The 19,159-nt window shown below is 61.0% G+C and carries 12 protein-coding genes, 1 rRNA gene and 1 riboswitch; of the genes, 5 read left to right on the top strand and 8 right to left on the bottom strand.

From position 1 onward, the window contains the following. Nucleotides 1–11 precede the first annotated feature (11 nt). Complete coding sequence (locus ABWI03_RS23240; RefSeq protein ID WP_298772940.1) at nucleotides 12–2,750, bottom strand: vWA domain-containing protein; 2,739 nt, start codon at nucleotides 2,748–2,750, stop codon at nucleotides 12–14. 913 nt (nucleotides 2,751–3,663) lie between these two features. Beyond that, nucleotides 3,664–3,897, bottom strand: coding sequence for a hypothetical protein (locus ABWI03_RS23235; protein WP_024488025.1), 234 nt, complete (start codon nucleotides 3,895–3,897; stop codon nucleotides 3,664–3,666). A gap of 280 nt (nucleotides 3,898–4,177) precedes the next feature. On the opposite strand from ABWI03_RS23235, the gene ABWI03_RS23230 reads away from it, so the two are divergent. Next, nucleotides 4,178–5,671, top strand: a complete 1,494-nt coding sequence (locus ABWI03_RS23230) for a stealth family protein (RefSeq protein ID WP_020970156.1) — start codon at nucleotides 4,178–4,180, stop codon at nucleotides 5,669–5,671. Between the two features lie 51 nt (nucleotides 5,672–5,722). On the opposite strand, the gene ABWI03_RS23225 is transcribed toward ABWI03_RS23230, so the two are convergent. The 3 genes from ABWI03_RS23225 to ABWI03_RS23215 form a co-directional block, all read right to left on the bottom strand. Further along, complete coding sequence (locus tag ABWI03_RS23225) at nucleotides 5,723–7,090, bottom strand: NtaA/DmoA family FMN-dependent monooxygenase (protein WP_298772934.1); 1,368 nt, start codon at nucleotides 7,088–7,090, stop codon at nucleotides 5,723–5,725. Between the two features lie 20 nt (nucleotides 7,091–7,110). Beyond that, on the bottom strand, nucleotides 7,111–8,457 hold the full coding sequence (locus ABWI03_RS23220; RefSeq protein ID WP_298772932.1) for an LLM class flavin-dependent oxidoreductase: 1,347 nt from the start codon (nucleotides 8,455–8,457) through the stop codon (nucleotides 7,111–7,113). After that, a riboswitch (SAM riboswitch) is annotated at nucleotides 8,440–8,553 on the bottom strand. It overlaps the preceding gene by 18 nt. Nucleotides 8,554–8,631: 78 nt before the next feature. Further along, nucleotides 8,632–9,537 carry a phosphodiesterase gene (locus tag ABWI03_RS23215; RefSeq protein WP_298772930.1) on the bottom strand — a complete coding sequence of 302 codons (906 nt, stop codon included), beginning with the start codon at nucleotides 9,535–9,537 and terminating at the stop codon, nucleotides 8,632–8,634. A gap of 339 nt (nucleotides 9,538–9,876) precedes the next feature. On the opposite strand from ABWI03_RS23215, the gene ABWI03_RS23210 reads away from it, so the two are divergent. Next, nucleotides 9,877–11,250: a dicarboxylate/amino acid:cation symporter gene (locus tag ABWI03_RS23210; protein ID WP_298772928.1), complete on the top strand. Its 1,374-nt coding sequence runs from the start codon at nucleotides 9,877–9,879 to the stop codon at nucleotides 11,248–11,250. Nucleotides 11,251–11,422: 172 nt separating this feature from the next. Beyond that, complete coding sequence (locus tag ABWI03_RS23205; RefSeq protein ID WP_298772926.1) at nucleotides 11,423–11,785, top strand: excalibur calcium-binding domain-containing protein; 363 nt, start codon at nucleotides 11,423–11,425, stop codon at nucleotides 11,783–11,785. Nucleotides 11,786–11,836: 51 nt separating this feature from the next. On the opposite strand, the gene ABWI03_RS23200 is transcribed toward ABWI03_RS23205, so the two are convergent. Further along, a complete protein-coding gene (locus ABWI03_RS23200; RefSeq protein WP_095971612.1) occupies nucleotides 11,837–12,955 on the bottom strand; it encodes an alpha/beta hydrolase in 1,119 nt (372 codons plus the stop codon). Between the two features lie 111 nt (nucleotides 12,956–13,066). Here ABWI03_RS23200 and ABWI03_RS23195 point away from each other — a divergent pair, with 111 nt between their 5' ends. Both ABWI03_RS23195 and ABWI03_RS23190 read left to right on the top strand, forming a co-directional pair. Next, a complete protein-coding gene (locus tag ABWI03_RS23195) occupies nucleotides 13,067–16,249 on the top strand; it encodes a DEAD/DEAH box helicase (RefSeq protein ID WP_298772924.1) in 3,183 nt (1,060 codons plus the stop codon). Nucleotides 16,250–16,362: 113 nt separating this feature from the next. After that, nucleotides 16,363–16,938, top strand: a complete 576-nt coding sequence (locus ABWI03_RS23190) for a TerD family protein (RefSeq protein WP_003940660.1) — start codon at nucleotides 16,363–16,365, stop codon at nucleotides 16,936–16,938. 81 nt (nucleotides 16,939–17,019) lie between these two features. On the opposite strand, the gene ABWI03_RS23185 is transcribed toward ABWI03_RS23190, so the two are convergent. Continuing rightward, nucleotides 17,020–18,441 (bottom strand): plasmid pRiA4b ORF-3 family protein, encoded by a 1,422-nt coding sequence (locus ABWI03_RS23185; protein ID WP_298772918.1) that lies wholly within the window; start codon nucleotides 18,439–18,441, stop codon nucleotides 17,020–17,022. 402 nt (nucleotides 18,442–18,843) lie between these two features. Then, nucleotides 18,844–18,960: ribosomal RNA gene (rrf, locus tag ABWI03_RS23180) — 5S ribosomal RNA — on the bottom strand. Nucleotides 18,961–19,159 lie beyond the last annotated feature (199 nt).

The raw sequence follows: 19,159 nt of genomic DNA, 5'->3' as shown, positions 1-19,159 counted from the left end.
GCTGAACGTCATTACCTGACACGCCCATCCGGTGGCGCGAAAGGGTCGAACCCGCTCGGTGGCGCGAAAGGATCGGGAGCATCCGTGATCCTCGTGGCCGTATCGCCGCCTGTTCCACCGCCTTGTGCTCCGGAAGGCCCACCGAATGGGTCGCCCCGTCGGGAATATTGCTGCTCGGATGCAGCACCCGGCGATTCTCCGTCGGAGCCCGATCCTTCACCGAACTGAGTCCGCAAGTGTGTGACCGCCGCTGGAACACTCCGCCTGGCGTCCTCGATCAAGGCGTCCACACGAGCCGAATCGGAATCAGTGCCTACAAGCAAGAGGAGCACCGCCGCCCCAGCGGGACCTGAAGGATCGTGGAAGACAACCCAAGTGTTGTGAACCGCCAAGGGAAGTCGTCCGTCTCCTTGTCGATCGGTGGCGGGCAGAACGCTCGACGCGCCACGCATTCCCGGCACGGACGCACTCACGTACCCGGCACCTATTGGCGACCATCCAATCCGCGTCCGCAACTGAACCCCGTCGGCGTCCAGAACCCGCGCGGACTTGTGCATTCCACGCACCGATTCCACCAAATCGCGTTCATCCAACTCGAAAGGACGCCCCGCGCGAAGGATGGCCCCTTCGCGGACTTCGATCGGAATCTGACGAGCCTTGAGTCCCACTGCCGGAATCTTTGCGGTCATCCACTTCGCCCCGTACAAAAACACCAACGGGATACCCGGCCCGAGCAGCAACGCTAAAACAAGAGTCACCCAGAAGCGTGCGGAATCGACAGGCTTCTGTACGTCCGCGCTGAATTGAACCGGAACCGTGATCTCGCGGTCGCTCTCGCCCTCAGGTGAAACCATCAGCGAAAGTGTTCCACTGACAGTGCCGTTAACCGCGTTCTCGATCGCCAGGGAGACCGGCAGTCCCGCGTCGGATTCGGCGCAATCCGATCGCACATCACCGTTCGCACCAACCACAGTGAATGTTCCGATACCGTCTGGCACGCCGGTGAGCGCCACAGGGGTACCTGGATCGAAACGAACGCAGCCTGGCCCTGTCACACTGATCGTGCGATCGAAGCTCCCGGCACCCTCCAGCGTGCCGAAATCGATACGCGCTGGCACCGACGGATATCCTATAGGTGGAGCGATCTGAAGCGGAATGTCGACTGACTGAGGCGTCAGCTCAGTGCCGGGCTCGACACCGCCGTCAGCCCGCGTCGCGTCTGCCGTAGTCACATTCAATGTGAGCCGCAAGATCGAACTACCGGCAGGCACCTCTGAAAGGTCCAGCTCTACCGAGTCTCCAATTCGATCTTTGAGGAGCGGCTCAGCGACCTCATGCGTCTGACCTGCTGAATCAATAATCGCGACAGACAAGAGCGCTTTGCCGAGGAGAGTCGCGGGGTCAATCGGCTTGCGATCGGCCCCCACGACACCAAGTTCGACAGCACTCGTCTTCTCCCCTGAATGAACTGCCGTCGTTTTTTGCCCGAGCCAAGCGGGATACAGGTTTCCGGAGATGTGGATGTTCGACTTCGAACGAGCTTGCAACGCTTCTCCGGTCGGATCCACGAATGCCAGAGCCCACACTCCCTGCCACTGAACCGAATCGGCGTCAGACATCGCAAAGGAGATCGAGTTAGGAGATTCCCATCGGTATTCGACCTCGACCCCGCCGAGACGACCACGGCCGTCCTCCCCAATGGCCGTCAGAGGCAGCGGCAACTTCTCACTATTCGGCGCTACCAGGGTCGGAACCAGTCCAACCGCGTCAGTGAAACCTAGAACGTTGACCGCGCTGATCGATCGGTCGAGAACAAACCTGTGCTTGCCTTCCTCGCAAACTTCACGCGAACAGACACCGCTTTCCTGTGAAAGCGGTGCTTGGCCCGGTGTACTCAAGGTGTCGAAGGCAAAAAGAAGATCGTCGATGTTCTCCGCGAGAAAGAACTCTCCAGGCGATGGAGCCTGAACCCTGCCGCACGTTGCGCTATCCGGAGCCAAACCTGCGGTGATCGATCGCATGAGGTCGAAATCCTGGGCTACGGAAGTTCCCGCGGCAAGGCCGATTCCGAATACCTTGACACCAACACTACGAAGCTGGTCGGCTATACCAGCGGGGCGACAAATCGACTCAGTCGCCGCCGCGATCACTTGGTTCACTCCGATACCCGAATTCAGAGACGCCCCCGGTGCATACGGCTTGCTCTCGTCGCGCTCCGAAAAATCGAGCTTTCCGTCAGAGAACCACGCCACGGCTTGGCAACGGTTGGAACCATCCGAGGTACGCGGGCGGTCGGCGAGCGTTCCTCGCGCGCCCTCCAAGGCGTTCCAGTAGTCCGTGTCGATGCCCTGGTTTCGATTCCGAAACGAATCCACGGACTTTTGCAATTCAGGGAGCGAACCGGCGTTCAGTGGCGTCCATGACGATTGGAGGTTGTACTCACTGGCAAATCCTGCGATTGCGACATTGAGATCGACTGCTGCGGTGGAACCGAATGCGGTCAGCCGATCCAGGAGAAAGTTAGCGGCACTTACTCGCGCAGCTTCGGGATCGGAAGCCTGCAAACTCGACGATTCGTCGATCAGGAGGAGCAGGTCACCGGTTTGCTGGGATGCAAGGCAGGAACCGAAGTCCCCCACCGCCGAATCTGAACCGTCGGACGGCAGCGCCGATGCAGCACCAGTCCCGGTCACGAAATTGAGGGCGAGTAACCCGAAAACCAACAGCGCACCGGTGCGCACTTTACTCACAGCCGTCCAATCCAATCTGCGATATTCCATGCACTGATCAAAACGCCGGCACAGGAAATGACGAGTACAGCGCGGACCACCCATGGGATCCACACCGGTTGTGAGTAGAACGCACTCGCTCGTGCACGGGTATCACGCGCTGTGAATGCTGCGAGAACGCCTATCGCGACAATGCCGCTGAGAGTCCAGGCAACGACGGCCGAAGTCCCCGATGCGAAGGAGCAGAGCGCAATGACAACGCCGACCACCGCCACAAAGCCCGCAGCGCTCAACCAAACGACCGGCGGGGTCACGGCACGAACGGTTGCCGGTCCGACGTCAGAACCGAAAGGTCCCGGACCACTACTCGAATATTGTGGACTCAAGCCTGACTGCGCAAACTCCGAGGGCGCGAAGCCTCGGTGATTGCCCGGATCTTGATCGAACGCCCCCGAAAATCTGGTGAAATCGGCCGAATCAGGCTCTCGCCGAGTCCCCGAATCTGTTTCCGGGCGCGAATAGTCACTGAAGTCGAACGGGTCGGGTGAACTCGCCAACGAAGCACTCCTTGCAATGAATGATTGAAACGGGTCTTCCAAAACTGGAGGGCTTTCGAAACAACAGGTCGTCCAGACCGCCTACGGCACTCGGTCTCCCACATAGTCTCACTACGTGCGTCAGAAAGTGATCACCGCTGGACGACCGATGGCAGTTGCACGAGGACATATCACCACATGTGTCGGACATATTTCGCGCCGACCCGCAAAAGGGAGGAAGTTCGCGTCGACAATCATCGCAACAAGACAATCATCGCAACAAGTAGTACTAAAGTATGATTCTCGATCGATTCAGTAACAGTAGAGGTTAAGCACAACACTCATCCGCCGATTCCTTTCACCTATTTTCATGCGATTCTCGCCCCGACGAGTTGGTGTCAGTCTTCTTCGCCGGTGATCGCCTCACACCAGTCTTCGACCTGATCGATCCCCTCTTCCGTCCATTCCGGGCTCATGTCTTCCAGTGCATCGAAGACCACCTCGCAGGTCAGCATCTCTGGTGAACCCTCCGACCCCGCCGTCTCGGCGCCTTCAGCAGAAGCTGTGGCAACTGGGCCGGCGGCCAGCGCAACAGCCATCGCGCCCGTTCCGACCATCGCTTTCACACGCATCGGTTCTCCTCCTTCACTCTCGCTTCGGTCCTCGGGGTACCCGACTCGCCCCGCCCTACCCATCGCCGTCACTCATGTCCGACTTTCGGCGCCGACGGCATAGACTGAGCTCGTCGCCACCACGCTCTCGCAGCGTCGGGGGCGACAGATACACAGCTGGATCAGAATCGGAAGGCATCCCATTACAGAATCTCCCGCTCCGCACGACATCTACTTCGTACCCCCGGAGCAGGACAGCCCCAATCCCGTGGAACCGGCGTCGGCCGCGTCACGCGCACGGATGGGTGAACTACCCGAGACTGTCCGATTCAAGAATCGTTTTGCCCTCGCGATCACGACCACCACGCCGCTCGAAGCGATGGTCGAAGATCTGCTGTTCATCCGCGACATCCTCGACGCCGCAGGAATCGAGTATCTACTCGTCCGCGGAAACGACGAGCGCCCGGTCATCGCGGTCAGCTGGACCGAACGCAAGAACCTGCGGCAGGCACTTGTCGAGGGATGCGCCAACGCACCCTTCTATTCCAAAACTGTCGACGCGAAGAAGAGCCCAGCACTCCTGGTCGCGGACGGTGCCCTGTCGAAAACCAACAAGTCACGGATCTTCCGCTTGTTCCGTCCGCGGGTTCACGTCGCAAGCGGGATGAACTACGGCGCGAACATCGGAGTTCAAATCGAATTGTGGTCGATTTCCGACGAAGAAATCGTCCTACCCGTCGAGAACTCACTGACACGACGAACCGTCCTCCCCGAAGAAGCTGTCCGAGGAACCGTCGAGCGATTCGGCCGGATCTGGCCGACTATCGAGAACATGTTCGCCGATCATGCCTCCGATATCAGCTTCGATATCGACCTTGTCTTTTCCTGGGTCGACGGCTCTTCCAAAGAGTTTCAGGCTCAGCGCGCCAAGCGGATGCAGAACTACATCGTCGGTGAGGGGGACGAATCAGAGGCGCGTTTCCGTCAGATCGACGAGCTCAAATACGCGCTACGGTCCATCCACATGTACGCGCCGTGGATCCGACGGATCTTCGTCGCAACCGATTCCGATCGTCCGGACTGGCTTGCCGACGATCCGCGAGTCACGTTCATGCCCAGCGAAAAGTTCTTCGCCGATCCAAGTGTGTTGCCTACCCATAATTCTCAAGCTGTCGAGTGCCAGCTGCACCATATTCCGGGTCTGGCAGAACACTTCCTCTACTCCAATGACGACATGTTCTTCGGTCGCCCCGTCGGCCCGGACATGTTCTTCTCCCCCGGCGGGATCAGCATGTTCATCGAGGCCGACACCAGAATCGGTTTGGGCCACAACGACAACGACCGCAGCGGGTTCGAGAATGCCGCCCGCGTCAACCGCCGACTGCTGCAGGACCGCTTCGGTCTGATGACCACCAGGCATCTGGAGCATGCAGCGACGCCACTGCGCAAGAGTGTGATGGCCGAGATGGAACGCGAGTTCGCCGAAGACTTCGCGGCAACTGCAGCAAGCACCTTCCGCGCGAGTTCCAATATCTCGGTGACCAATTCGCTGTATCACTACTACACACTGATGAGTGGACGGTCGGTGGTGCAGAAGTCCGCAGCCGTCAAATACGTCGACACGACGGTCAAGGCCGGTTTGCGCGACATGGATTCGCTGCTCGCCAAGCGCTCCATGGACTTCTTCTGCCTCAACGACGGCAGCGCTCCGGAGATCGATCTGGAACTTCGCACGCGCAAGATCACGGAGTTTCTGGAGAGCTACTACCCCATCCCGGCTCCCTGGGAAGCCTAGACGAAGCGAGGGTCCAGCCGATTTCGGCTGGGCCCTCGCCACTTCGGTCGATCAGCGTGCTGTCACATGCTCCCGCTGCACCGGAATGGGCAGACCGAGGTTGTCACGCAACGTCGTTCCTTCGTAGTCGCTGCGGAGAACACCTCGATCCTGCAGCAACGGCACCACGTCGTCGACGAACTCGTCGAGTCCCGTCGGTACGAGGTGCGAGCCGAGGATGAATCCGTCCGAACCGTCGTTGCCGACAAACGAATCGATTTTCTCGGCGACCTGCTGCGGTGTACCCACGATCGGTCCACGCTCGAACTGATCGATCACCACTTCGCGCAGATTCAACTTCTTGCTCTCCGCGACCGCGCGCAGTTTTGCGACGGTCGCGAAACGATCTTGGTGAATGAAGGCGCGCCCCTGGATGATCGGCGGAGCTTCGGGGTCCGGGGCGATGTCGGGTAGTGGTCCTTCGGGGTCGTACTTCGACAGATCGAGATTCCAGATCTGTTCGAGCAGAACCAAAGCGGTCTGGCCGGTGACCTGCTGGTCGCGAATCTCTCGGTATTTCTCGATCGCATCTGCCTCCGAGGTGCCGAGAACAAAACTCGCCGACGGCAGGATCTTGATGTCACCCGGGTCGCGTCCGGCCGCGACGGCACGTGCTTTGATATCGCGATAGAAGTCGGCCGCCTCGGGCAACTGACCGTACGGTGAGAAGATCGCGTCGGCATTGCCGGCAGCAAAATCGCGCCCCTGCGGCGACACCCCGGCCTGCAGAATAACCGGGCGCCCTTGCGGGCTACGCGGCACTGTGAATCGGCCGTTCACGTCGAAATGTGATCCATGAAAAGCGAATTCACCGGCATCCGGTCGCGCGAGAAAGCGCCCTGATGCTTTGTCGGCCACGATATCGTCACTGCGCCACGAATCCCACAGTTCACGCACCAGCGCTACGGTCTCCTCCGCACGCTCGTATCGTTGCGCACGATCCAGGTATCCGCCACGGCGAAAGTTCTGGCCGGTGAATGCGTCGAACGAGGTGACGACGTTCCAGGCGGCGCGGCCACCGGACAACTGGTCGAGCGTCGCGAATTGGCGGGCCAGTTCGTACGGCTCGTTGAACGTGGCGTTGATGGTGCCGGCCAAGCCGAGGTGTTCGGTTACTGCCGCCAACGATGCAAGGACTGTGAAGGTGTCCGGCCTACCGATGATGTCCTGATCGAATATCTGTCCCGCACGTTCACGAAGGGCGAGACCTTCGGCGAGGAAGAAGAAGTCGAACTTCCCACGCTCGGCGGTTCGAGCAGTGTGTTCGAAGGAATCGAACTCGATCTGGCTGCCCGCCTGCGGATCCCACCATGCAGTGTGATGGTTGACGCCGCCGAGGTAGGCGCCGAGGATGACCTGCTTACGCTTCTGAGAACTCATGAAAATGTATTCCTCGTCTGTCAGGCGGCCGGAGTACCGGCGGCGTAGCGGTTGGGAACGTCGATGGGTAGACCAAGTAGTCCGCGAAGATTCGTCTGCGGATACTCGGTACGGAATGCGCTGCGCCGCTGCAATTCAGGCACCAGCTCACCTGCGATCGCGTCGAGGTCGTCCACGAGGACGCCCGGCCGCAACCGGAAGCCGCCGATTCCCAACTGCTGCCACCGGAGCAGGAGATCCGCCAACTCAGCAGCGGATCCGGTGAAGGTCAGTGCGTCCGAACGGTATTCGGCGCCGGCCTGCGCGTCGAGGCGAGCGAGTCGTTCCTTCCCTGTTTCTTCGGTCGTATCGAAGAAGACGACGATGTCGGTGAAGACCCGAAGCGCTTCGCCGGTGCGCTGCACGTGTTCTTCGGCGGCTCGCACTTCACCCAGGATTGCCGTGACCTGCTCGTCGTCGAACGGCGTCACGAACACCAGGTCGGCCGTCCGCGCCGCCAGCTCGTATGCGACCCGCTGATGAGCCAATGCGGTGACGACGGGATGGCCCTGCGGCGGGCGCGGTGTAACCGACGGTCCACGAACCGAGAGGTACTTTCCTTCGAAGTCGATGTAGTGCAGCTTGTCCCGGTCGAGGAATCGACGCTGTTCGACATCGCGGATCTCGGCGTCGTCCTCCCAACTGTCCCAGAGTCTCCGGACGACGTCAGCTGCCTCCGCAGCTTCGTCGAACAGGTCGCGCACGAAGTCCGGGAGGACGCCGGAAACGATCGACTGACGGTCGGCATCGGTGAGGGCCGGGATGTCGCGACGCCCGAACTGTGCTGCCTCGGGTTCCGACACCGACACCTTCACCTGCCACCCGGCGCGACCACGCGAGGTGTAATCCAGCGTGGCAACGGCTTTGGACACGTGGAACGGCTCGGTGTGAATGGTGGTGATGGTCGGGATCAAGCCGATGTTGCTCGTGATCGGTGCCAGGCGGGCGGCCACGAGATGCGCATCGAGCCGAGCACGTACCCGATCAACCGCGTCGTCGACGGGTTCGAGTGGGTTGGCCGGCACCGAGAGACTGTCCTCGATGGTGACGAAATCGAGCAGACCGCGCTCGGCGGTCGTCACCACGTCGGTCCAATACGACGCGCTGAACAGTTCACTCGGGCGCGAGTGTGGCTCTCGCCAGGCTGCAGGGTGCCAACCGGCACCGTCCAGCGCTACGGCGAGATGCAACGGAGCAAGATGAGAGGAGGGGGTGGAGGTCATCGGCGCATACTCCTGTTCGAGAACTACTCGGGAGCGCACAGTGCCGACCGCAGAAACCGTCAGCACCTGGCTGACGGTTCTCGTGGCGACTGCCGCTTGCGACACGCACCGCGCGTGTCGCCAGGTGTGATTCCGGGGCACCCCATCGGCATGAAGGGTTGCCGTCCAGCTAGCCGGTCCTTGTTGCTGGAGCTCTGCACCTACCTCGACGGTAGTGAGTACGCGACCGCCCGGCAATCGCCCAGAACTGCGCGGGGGTGCCGGAAACCGCCTGCCACCTCAGACGATCGAGCGGCCTGCCTTTTCGCTCTCGCGGATTCGAATACCGGCAGCGCCGAGCCTGCGGGCACCCTCGGCCGCGTCGACGGGCTCACCGACCGTCACGTGCGCACCGAGTGGAACGACCGAATGAACGATTGTCTCGTCGTACACGTGCACCAGGTTGCACCCCTGAGCCCCGTCACGACCACGCTGCCCACCGACTTCCACGTTCAAGTCCTGGGTGTAACACGTCGACGACGCCACGGATACCGGAATGCCGGCAAACGTCGCCGTCGTCGAATAGTGCAGGTGCCCGGCAAGAATCGCTCGGACGTCGCTGCCACGCAATACGTCTGACAACCGGGACTGATCGCGCAACTCCACCAGAACGGCGAGATCCTGAATGCACGGAACCGGCGGATGATGCAGCGCCAGAATTGTTCCGTCGGGCGCCGACACCGCCAATTCTGCTCGTAGCCAATCCAATTGACGATCCGTGATCTCACCGTAGTGATGACCGGGAACCGACGAATCCAGGGTGATCACCCGCAGTCCGTCAAGGTCGTAGACGTTGTCGACGGGATGATCGGTGGCGTCCTCGCCCAACAGCAACGATCTGAACGTAGGGCGGTCGTCGTGATTGCCCATCGCCCAGACGACCTGCGCATCGATCTCGGCCGCCACAGGTTCCACGATGGCTTTCAATTCCGCGTATGCGTCGGGGTGCCCCTGGTCGGTCAGGTCGCCGGTGAATATCAGTGCGTCCGGGCGTGCGCCCGAGGCCACGATCCCGCTGAGCACTTCGCGCAATCTCGTCGACGCATCCACGGCGTCGTACAACTCCCCCTGAGCCACCAGATGCGTGTCACTGAGGTGCACCAGGAAATGCTTCGGACGCGGGTACTCGGCATTCCGAACGCTCATCGGTCTCTCGCTTCCGCTTGCCGACGCGTAGGCGCCGGTGCGGCACCTACTGATCGTCGAGACTAGTCAACCGACCAACAGTGACTGATCGGGGCACGCCCGACGAACACGAAGCGAACTCCCGCGACCACCCTCGGGATCGAGTAGTTGAAGCTGCGAGTAGTGTGTGGACAGTGTTGTTCCTGACCAGTCGGCGTTACGTCGACCTTCGCCTGCAGGCGAGCGCAATGTGTCCGCGCTCGCTCTGACCTGACGCGTACCAGGAAACATTTCTTCGAATCTGCCCGGCCTCTGGTGCCGCGCTGCGTTTCGCTCCCATGATTTTCGAAAGGCATAGTCATGCCCAGCTCCACCTCCACCGGCGTGCCGGAAAAGTCCACGTCCCGTTTTCCGTCCTGGGCGACGGCATTCGGACCGCAGATCGTCGCGGGTCTCGTACTCGGTGTCATCATCGGTCTCGTCGCCCGGGCAATGCCTGACGCAGCCGACGGCAACGTCAACTGGTTGGTCGGCACCGTACAGACCATCGGTTCTAGTTACGTCAAGCTGCTCACCGTTGCGGTGATCCCGCTGGTGTTCACCGCCATCGTCAGCTCGATCGCCAACCTCCGCCAGGTCGCCAATGCAGCTCGCCTGGCCGTGCAGACCTTGCTCTGGTTCGCCATCACCGCTTTCATCGCCGTGATCATCGGCATCATCGTCGGCCTGATCACCGATCCCGGTTCGCGGACCGACGTCGCCGCCGACGCTGCGAAGGAACCCAAGAGTTCGGGTTCGTGGTGGGCGTTCATCACCGGACTGGTTCCGAACAACTTCCTGGGGCTGGGCGCAAAGACTTCCGTCGCAGAGGGAGTAGCAACCACATCCCTGAGCTTCAACGTCCTGCAGCTGCTCGTCATCGCCGGCGCAATCGGTATCGCGGCGCTGAAGATCGGCCCCAAGGCTGCTCCGTTCCTCGAGTTCAACGCGTCACTGCTCGCGATCGTCCAGAAGGTCCTGTGGTGGATCATTCGCCTTGCCCCGATCGGTACGGCCGCACTGATCGCCAACGCTGTCGCCACCTACGGCTGGGATGCAATCGGCTCGCTGGGCGTATTCACCGCCGCCATCTACATCGGTCTGGCCATCGTCTTCTTCGTGGTCTACCCCATCCTGATTGCCGCGCACGGCCTCTCGGTCCGAAGCTTCTTCTCCGGTGTCTGGCCTGCAACTCAACTCGGCTTCGTCTCGCGCTCGTCGATCGGCACTCTGCCGCTGACCGAACGCGTCACCGAACGCAACCTCGGTGTTCCGCGTGAGTACGCCTCGTTCGCCGTTCCGCTCGGTGCCACCACCAAGATGGACGGTTGCGCTGCAATCTATCCCGCGATCGCGGCAATCTTCGTCGCCGGCTTCTACGACGTCCCGCTGACTTTCACCGACTACCTGCTGATCGTCGTCGTCTCGGTCATCGGCTCGGCAGCAACGGCCGGAACCACCGGTGCGACAGTCATGCTCACACTCACGCTCTCCACCCTGGGTCTTCCCCTTGCCGGCGTCGGACTGCTCCTCGCAGTCGAACCGATCGTCGACATGGGCCGTACCGCAGTCAACGTCACCGGCCAGGCTCTGGTTCCGGTCATCGTCGCAATGCGTGAGGGCATCCTCGACAAGGAGCGCTTCGACGCTCCCCGCAACGGTGATCCCTTCGCCGAGGAACTTGTCGACGCGTAACCCTCGCTGACAACAGCAGCGTCCCCGCACCTGAGCAATACGGTGCGGGGACGTTGCTTTTCACCCCGGATTTCACCCTTGCCGAAATAAACCATTTGGTCGTTATGACCAGTATGCTCAGCCGGCACAGCCCTCAGAAGTGGAAGGGCTGCCCAGTTGAACACGAGGTCACATGAAGCTCCGCCGTCTGGCATTCAGCGTCGCCGGTTGCGCCGCAATCACTCTGGTTGCCGCACCCGCCGCACAGGCATCCACGGTTTTCGATTTCCTACCGATCGAGATCGCACGCATGATTCCGACTGGCTCTGCGGACGCAGTCCAGCCGTTCCTTCCCCCTGTCTTCGCACCGCAGGCGCCGCCGGCGCCGCCTGCACCGCAAGCGCCCCAGAATCAGCCGGCGCCGCAGAACACTCCGGCGCGGTACTACCAGAACTGCACAGCCGTTCGTAACGCCGGCGCCGCTCCGTTGTACCGGGGCCAGAACGGATACGCCCCGCATCTCGACCGGGACAACGACGGCATCGCCTGCGAGTGATCCAACGCTCGGGTTGTGGGCACCCACAACCCGAGCACTGTTGCCGAACCGTCAGACGCCCAACGCCCGGGACAAGGTCGGCCACGCCTTGGGTAGTCGTTCACGCCAATATGCCCACGCATGTGTGCCGTTCGGCTCGTAATCCACCTGCGCCGGAATCTTCAGTTCCTGCAACCGCGCGTCGAACATCTTGGTACAGGCGTGCGCAGCAACCTCGATGCCGCCGCCGATCACCAGACGCTCGAGTAGTTCCGGAGTCTGCAGAGTCTCGTCGGATCCGGGACGACCATTCGCCGTCGACACGTAGATTTCCTTGCCACGCAGCTTCTCTGCGTTGATCAACGAATCGTGTGCCTCCCACTCGGGGCCTCCTGGCACACCCCAGATGTTGGCCGGATCTCCGCTTCGCGAAGAAATCGTGGCCTGGACGGCAGTTCGGCCGAGCGGATCCATCGTGGAGTAGCAGCCACTGAAAACCGCGACGCCACGATACATGTCCGGAAAGCGTTGGGCGAGCATCATTGCACCCATTGCACCCATGGAATTGCCGGCAATCGCGTTGATGCCGTTGGTCTTCAACCGTGCGTCAATCAGCGGTGGCAACTCTTCGGTGATGAAGGTTTCCCACTTGTGCAGTCCCAGCCGCGGATCCGGATTCTCCCAGTCCGAGTACAGGCTCGCGATTCCACCGTTGAGCATCACGACGTTGACGTTCTTGTCGGCGAAGAACGCCGGAGCGCCGCCGATCGTCATCCATCCGCTGCTCTTCTCACCGGCGTCGACACCCTCGAGCATGTACAGCGCCGGGCGCGGAACCGAATTGTCAGCGGGTAGCAAAATCTCGACGCCGACCTCGCGTCGAAGTGCAGGCGACGCCACCGTCAGCCTGACCGCCTGCGGTGCGGTCACCTTCTCACCGACGATGGCCGGGACGACGATGTCGTCGCGCAGGTCCGGTTTGGGGCCCGGATCCTCCTGAAGTGGTCCCGGGATCGTCGACCCCGAACTCACGCTGCCCTCGACGCTGCCCAGACTTCCCGAGCTTCCCGCGCTCCCGGAACTCGGCGCTGCCGTCGACAGTCCGCCCAACTGCAAAGAAAGTGCACAAACGGCCACACACACCGCACCTGTGCGCGCAGATCGGATCCACGCACGCCGCTCAGTCCTCATGAAACTCCCAAACCGTCAAAGATGTTTTCCGTGAACATACCGTGCAGTTCGGACTTTCTTGGACAAATGACCACGAAGAGATCTGTCGGTCACCGCTACTAGGCTGGCCCCGTGCAACCGGATTCAGTCAGGGCCCTCGACCTCGACCGAATTCGCGCTGTCGTGGGCACAACCACCTACGAACGCGGTCTTGCCTACCTGCGGCAGAATGCAGTCGAATCCATCGGATGGAACGACACCGCTGATACCTTGACCGGCGCTGTGTCGGGAACTGCACGAGAGCCGTACACCTGCACGATTTCGGTAACCCGCAGCGCGACTGGTACCGCAACTTTCGCACGCGGCCTCTGCACGTGTCCCGTGCGGATGAACTGTAAACACGTGGCTGCGTTGGTACTCGCAGCAGTGGCCGAGGCGAACACGACGCCACAACAACACGGGTGGGACGGCGCGCTCGAGCAGTTGCTCCGACCCGACCCCGACCTCGGTGCCACTCGCGGACTCGGCATTCAATTCAGCACCCGAACCAAGGGCACATCGACACGGCTCCTCGTCAAACCAGTGCAACCAGGAGCGAGAGGGTGGATCTCCGGCGGACTCGCCTGGAACAAACTCGGAAGCACCTTTCAGTTCCCTGCGGATCACCTCCGGGTTCTACGCGACATACATCTCCTGCACAGCGCCGGCAATTACTACCGCAATCAGAATGCCGCGGAAATCGATCTTGCCGGGTTCACGAGCCCGCAACTCTGGTCGCTGCTTCGTGAGGCGATCAGCCTGGGTGTTTCACTCGTTCACTCGAAGGCCTGCCTCGGCAACGTCTCCCTACTCGACGATGCCAACATCTGCCTCGACGTCCACGGAGCAGAAGACGACAACCTCCGTCTCACGCCCCGAATTCAGGCCGGTGGGCACATCGTCACTCATTCCGACTGGGGACTCGTCGGCACGCCGGCACATGGCGTCTTCACGCTCGACGACGCCAACGCGATCACGCTCGCACCACTACACACGCCGGTAACCCACCAACTGAGGCAGTTGATCGACTCCGGAAAGTCAGTCGACATACCCGCCGAGCATCGGGATGCGTTCACGTCACGGTTCGTGTTCAAACTCGGAAACCTCGCTCCCGTCACATCTTCCGACGGCACCTACAACCCACCGACTGTGTCCGGTCCTCGGCTACAACTAGTCGCCACGTACGAGGACAACCATCGCATCGACATCGAATCGGCATGGAAGTACACCGTCGATGCCGACGAACTGATCATTTCTACCGCGGATACATCCACCGACGAGTCCGAGGTCCGCAATCACGTGGCCGAAGATGCCATCGCCAAGAGCCTCGGTGCGGCCGGGGCGAAGGCCACTCTCGCGGGAACGCTGACCGGTCTCGATTCCATGCAGTTCACACTCGACCTCCTCCCCCAACTCGACGCGAACGCCGCCGTCGACCTCACCGTCGCGGGCACGCCGGCCGACTATCGTTCTGCAGACGACGCTGTCGTAATCGGTCTCAGTACGTCAGCCCCCGACGGGAACAGCGGATCCGACTGGTTCGACCTCGATGTCACCGTCGACGTTGCGGGACAAAGTGTTCCGTTCACAACACTGTTCTCCGCTCTGAGCAAGGGTGAGACCCACATCCTGCTACCGGACGGCGCCTTCTTCCGACTCGACGCACCTGACCTTCTCGGTCTACACCGACTCATCACCGAAGCGCGGTCACTGCTCGATCGCCCAACCGGCAAACTTGCGATCAGCAAGTTTCAAGCCGGGCTGTGGGATGAATTGACCACACTGGGAAGAGTCGAACATCAAGCAGCAGCATGGGAGAAGCAGATCGCAGGATTGCTCGACAGTTCCGGGATCGATCCCGTCGAAGTCCCCGACACCTTGACGGCAACACTGCGTCCCTATCAGGTCGACGGTTTCCGCTGGCTCAACTTCCTCCGGCAGCACAGCTTGGGCGGCATACTCGCCGACGACATGGGCCTGGGCAAGACCCTGCAAACCCTCGCAATGATCTGCGCTGCACGGCAATCGAATCCAGCGGCGCCGCCCTTTCTGATCGTTGCTCCCACCAGCGTGGTCTCTAATTGGAAATCCGAGGTGGCCAAGTTCGCACCAACCCTCCACGCCGCTGTCATCACGGATACTCTGCGGCGCAGAAGAACCGACCTGGCAACACTCGTCGACGGGGCAGACATCGTCGTGACGTCGTACGCACTCTTTCGCCTCGACAACGAGGCGTATTCCGCAGTCCTCTGGTCCGGACTGGTACTCGACGAAGCCCAATTCGCCAAGAACCACAAGTCCAAAGTCCACCAGTGCGCGCGAGCGGTGGACGCACCTTTCAAACTCGCGATCACCGGAACTCCCATGGAGAACAATCTGATGGAGTTGTGGTCGCTCCTCGCGATCACTGCACCCGGACTGTTCCCCAGTCCCACCACCTTCACCGACCTCTACCGCAACCCCATCGAAAAGGGAGGCGACACAGAGCGATTGGCGCAACTTCGACGGCGCGTCAAACCGCTGATGGTTCGGCGCACCAAGGAACAGGTGGCCGCAGACTTGCCGCCGAAGCAGGAGCAGATACTCGAGATCGAGTTGCATCCGAGTCATCGCGCAATCTACGACACTCACCTACAACGCGAACGGCAGAAGATTCTCGGATTGCTGGACGACGTCGACAAGAACCGATTCACGATCCTGCAATCGCTGACGCTGCTACGCCAACTCAGCCTCGACGTCTCGCTGGTCGACGAGGAAAACGGACCCGTCCCGTCGGCCAAGGTCGACGCTCTCGTCGAGCAATTGGACGACGTCATCGCCGGCGGGCACCGTGCGTTGATCTTCAGTCAGTTCACCGGATTCCTCGGTTCGGTGCGCGCCCGACTCGACGCAGAGAGCATCCCCTACAGCTACCTCGACGGTTCGACGCGCAATCGCGGTGAAGTCCTGGAGGAGTTCAAGTCTGGCGCAATGCCCGTCTTTCTGATCAGCCTCAAGGCTGGTGGCTTCGGTCTCAATCTCACCGAGGCCGACTACTGCTTCATCCTCGATCCCTGGTGGAACCCAGCCGCCGAAGCACAAGCGGTCGATCGCACTCACCGCATCGGGCAGACGCGAAACGTCATGGTCTACCGTCTCATTGCCAAAGACACGATCGAGGAGAAGGTCATGGCACTCAAAGCAAAAAAGTCGGCATTGTTCTCGAATGTCATGGACGCCGAAGGGACACTCGGCACCGGACTCGACGCCGAGGATCTTCGCGCGCTGTTCGAGTGAGGTGCCTATTCGGTCGAACCGCACCCACCCGCTCACGGTAATGTGAGTCGAGAACGGACAACACAGAACTCCCGAGCGAAGAAATTCACTTCGTTCGAACGAGAGGAACCTGAATGGGCGTCACACTTGCCAAGGGCGGCAACGTATCTCTGTCGAAGGCCGCACCCAACCTCACCAAGGTCGCAGTCGGTCTCGGCTGGGATGCACGCAGTACCAGTGGTGCCGACTTCGACCTCGACGCCAGCGCGTTGGTCACCGGCCCGGAACGCAAGGTCCTTTCCGACCTGCACTTCGTCTTCTACAACAACCTTCGCTCGCCCGACGGATCCATCGAGCACACCGGCGACAACCTCACCGGTGAAGGTGACGGCGACGACGAAGTCATCAACGTCGACCTCCCGGCTGTACCGCCCAACGTCACCAACATCTTCTTCCCCGTCTCGATTCACGACGCGGACGCCCGGCTCCAGTCCTTCGGGCAGGTCACCAACGCCTACATCCGCGTCGTAGATCTGTCGAATGGCTCCGAGCTGGCACGCTACGACCTCTCGGAAGACGCTTCCACCGAGACCGCCATGCTTTTCGGTGAGCTCTACCGCCACAACGGCGAGTGGAAGTTCCGCGCAGTCGGACAGGGATACGCATCCGGACTCGCCGGTATCGCCCGCGACTACGGCGTCAACATCTGATCTCTATCTGTACGCGAAACGGGGTTCGATCCGGCATTTCCGGATCGAACCCCGTTTCAGTTGTCTGGGTCCGTGCTCAAGTTAACGCTGCAGAATCGCCCTCGCGAGATAGGGAGCCCAGGACGAGTCCGCTTTGGTGCCGAACTTCCCCAGCTCGTAGCCCGTAGCCCCGATCAAGCCAAGCACCTCTACAGTGCTCCCCGATGTGTCACGTTTGGAGGTCTGAGCTCCAGACATCAGGATGCTCGACGCGCGAATCGGTTCGAGCGCTCGCGAGACGAAGCGATGACGATCTGACGGCGACATGCCGGCCGCAACTGCGAGGAGTGCAAGGAGCTCCACCGCCCGCTGCGAGCCACCCGGCGCAACCGGAACCCCCTCGACGATTACCGACCACATCGTCGACGCGTCCCGCTGAGCTGACTGTCCCCGCCTCGTCAGAACAATCTGCCCTTTGTGCTTTCGCACCAGGCCAAACCTCTTGAGTACCGCGAAGAGTGATCGCCCTTTGGGGAGATTGACAGGTCCCAGTTCAGGTTCGTCGAGCATCGCATCGACGGTCGTGAAGAAATCATCCGCCTCGATCCCTTCGACACCGATCAGCGTCAGGACCGCCTGAAGGCGGTGGCCGGCTTCGAGGTGGATCAGCTCTCCGACTGCCGACCGATCTTCGATGCCGGCTCGGTCCAGAACCGCGTGCAATTCCGGGACTCGCGCGGGTTCCAGGCATTCGACGAGCTTTGCAACGTCGTACGGCGCAACGATCTCGTCCGGTCGAGATGTACGCCTGTCGGACAGGCGACCGTTGACCTCGGCGATCTCGAATCGTGTCGGCTCGAATTCAGTTTGCGGCCATTCGAGGGTCCACTCGTGGGAGCGCAGCTTCTCCGAAGCGAGGACACCGAGGAGCTGCTCGTACTCGTCAGGCCCGACGCATTCTTCCGGAGGACATGCGCCGCGACCCGCGGCGCACACAACTTGAAAACCGTCGGGCAGGCGGTCCGAAGATTCGAGAGTCAGTGTGTGGCGCCAATTCCCGTAACGTCCGTATCGATAGCTGAGCTCATCACCTGGCAAGACCATGACCTCGTCGAGGCGTACCGCGGACTCCACGACCGCCACTCGACCGGGGCGGCGCTGTTCTGCGTTGCTTCCGGACGCCACGTACTCTTCGACCTCACCCGGAAATCGGCTCCCGGACTTGGACCACGCGTGCGAATGGAGGTCACTCCACCCCATTGCTCGTTGGACCACGGAATGCAGGTCATCCAGATTCAGATCTGAGGTGACGAGAATTCGTCGCCAGATCTGAGTGGAAACATTGTCGACACTGATACGGATCGCGTACTGCGCTGGAACCGAGCGCCGCTGCGAACGCAACGAGCGCGCAAACGGAAAGCCCCCACGCTCTCCGCCAACTTCTTGAACAAACCTTTGCAGTTCTTCCGGTTCCGTCGGAACGAGTCGCAAATGCGACACCCTCGAGCTGCTCAACCCCACCATGTCACTCAGCCTAGGCCAAAGTGCTAGGGACAAAGGCACAAAATCGGAGAGTACTTCGAACTTATGAGGGGGTTCACAATCTGTACCTTGGCTAATAAGTCGCTACGTGCTTCGGCGCCGGCATCTTCCTCACCCCGTCTGCCTTTGCACTGCCTTTGCCCTGCCCTGATCGTGCGAACGGTACGTTGGGTCGATCTGAGGCGACGGATGTACCGTTCGCTCGACGTCGGGCGGGGTGGTGCGCCGGCCGCGACGGTGCCGCCAGTACCCTGCCCTGATCGTGCGAACGGTACGTTCGGTCGATCTGAGGTGACGAAGGTACCGTTCGCACGCGGTCGGGTGTGTTTTGGGTATGAGAAAGCCCCCCAACCATGACTGGTTGGGGGGCTTCTCTTACGTTGTGTTCGGCGGTGTCCTACTCTCCCACACCCTGTCGAGTGCAGTACCATCGGCGCTGAAGGGCTTAGCTTCCGGGTTCGGAATGGGACCGGGCGTTTCCCCTTCGCTATGACCGCCGTAACTCTATGAAACTGTCACAGTAACCAACCTGTGATCCAGATCCTCCACACACCCACCACCGGTGAATATCTCAGGGTGGTCGATGATGGATGATCGAAATCAAGGTATCTGTGTGTTGTTTCAGATACCGCACAGTGGACGCGTAGCTTCTTTGTGGTAAGTCCTCGGCCTATTAGTACCAGTCACCTGCATGCATTAC

The sequence above is a fragment of the Rhodococcus baikonurensis genome, from assembly GCF_040489275.1.
Lineage (GTDB): Bacteria > Actinomycetota > Actinomycetes > Mycobacteriales > Mycobacteriaceae > Rhodococcus_F > Rhodococcus_F baikonurensis.
The sequence above is the reverse complement of the archived record's forward strand: the minus strand, read 5'-3'. Positions and strand labels throughout refer to the sequence as shown.

Coding starts and splice junctions, on each gene's coding strand:
- ABWI03_RS23185 (WP_298772918.1), bottom strand. CDS start 18,441: ATGGTGGGGTTGAGCAGCTCGAGGGTGTCGCATTTGCGACTCGTTCCG.
- ABWI03_RS23190 (WP_003940660.1), top strand. CDS start 16,363: ATGGGCGTCACACTTGCCAAGGGCGGCAACGTATCTCTGTCGAAGGCC.
- ABWI03_RS23215 (WP_298772930.1), bottom strand. CDS start 9,537: ATGAGCGTTCGGAATGCCGAGTACCCGCGTCCGAAGCATTTCCTGGTG.
- ABWI03_RS23235 (WP_024488025.1), bottom strand. CDS start 3,897: ATGCGTGTGAAAGCGATGGTCGGAACGGGCGCGATGGCTGTTGCGCTG.
- ABWI03_RS23200 (WP_095971612.1), bottom strand. CDS start 12,955: ATGAGGACTGAGCGGCGTGCGTGGATCCGATCTGCGCGCACAGGTGCG.
- ABWI03_RS23225 (WP_298772934.1), bottom strand. CDS start 7,090: ATGAGTTCTCAGAAGCGTAAGCAGGTCATCCTCGGCGCCTACCTCGGC.
- ABWI03_RS23230 (WP_020970156.1), top strand. CDS start 4,178: ATGGGTGAACTACCCGAGACTGTCCGATTCAAGAATCGTTTTGCCCTC.
- ABWI03_RS23205 (WP_298772926.1), top strand. CDS start 11,423: ATGAAGCTCCGCCGTCTGGCATTCAGCGTCGCCGGTTGCGCCGCAATC.
- ABWI03_RS23210 (WP_298772928.1), top strand. CDS start 9,877: ATGCCCAGCTCCACCTCCACCGGCGTGCCGGAAAAGTCCACGTCCCGT.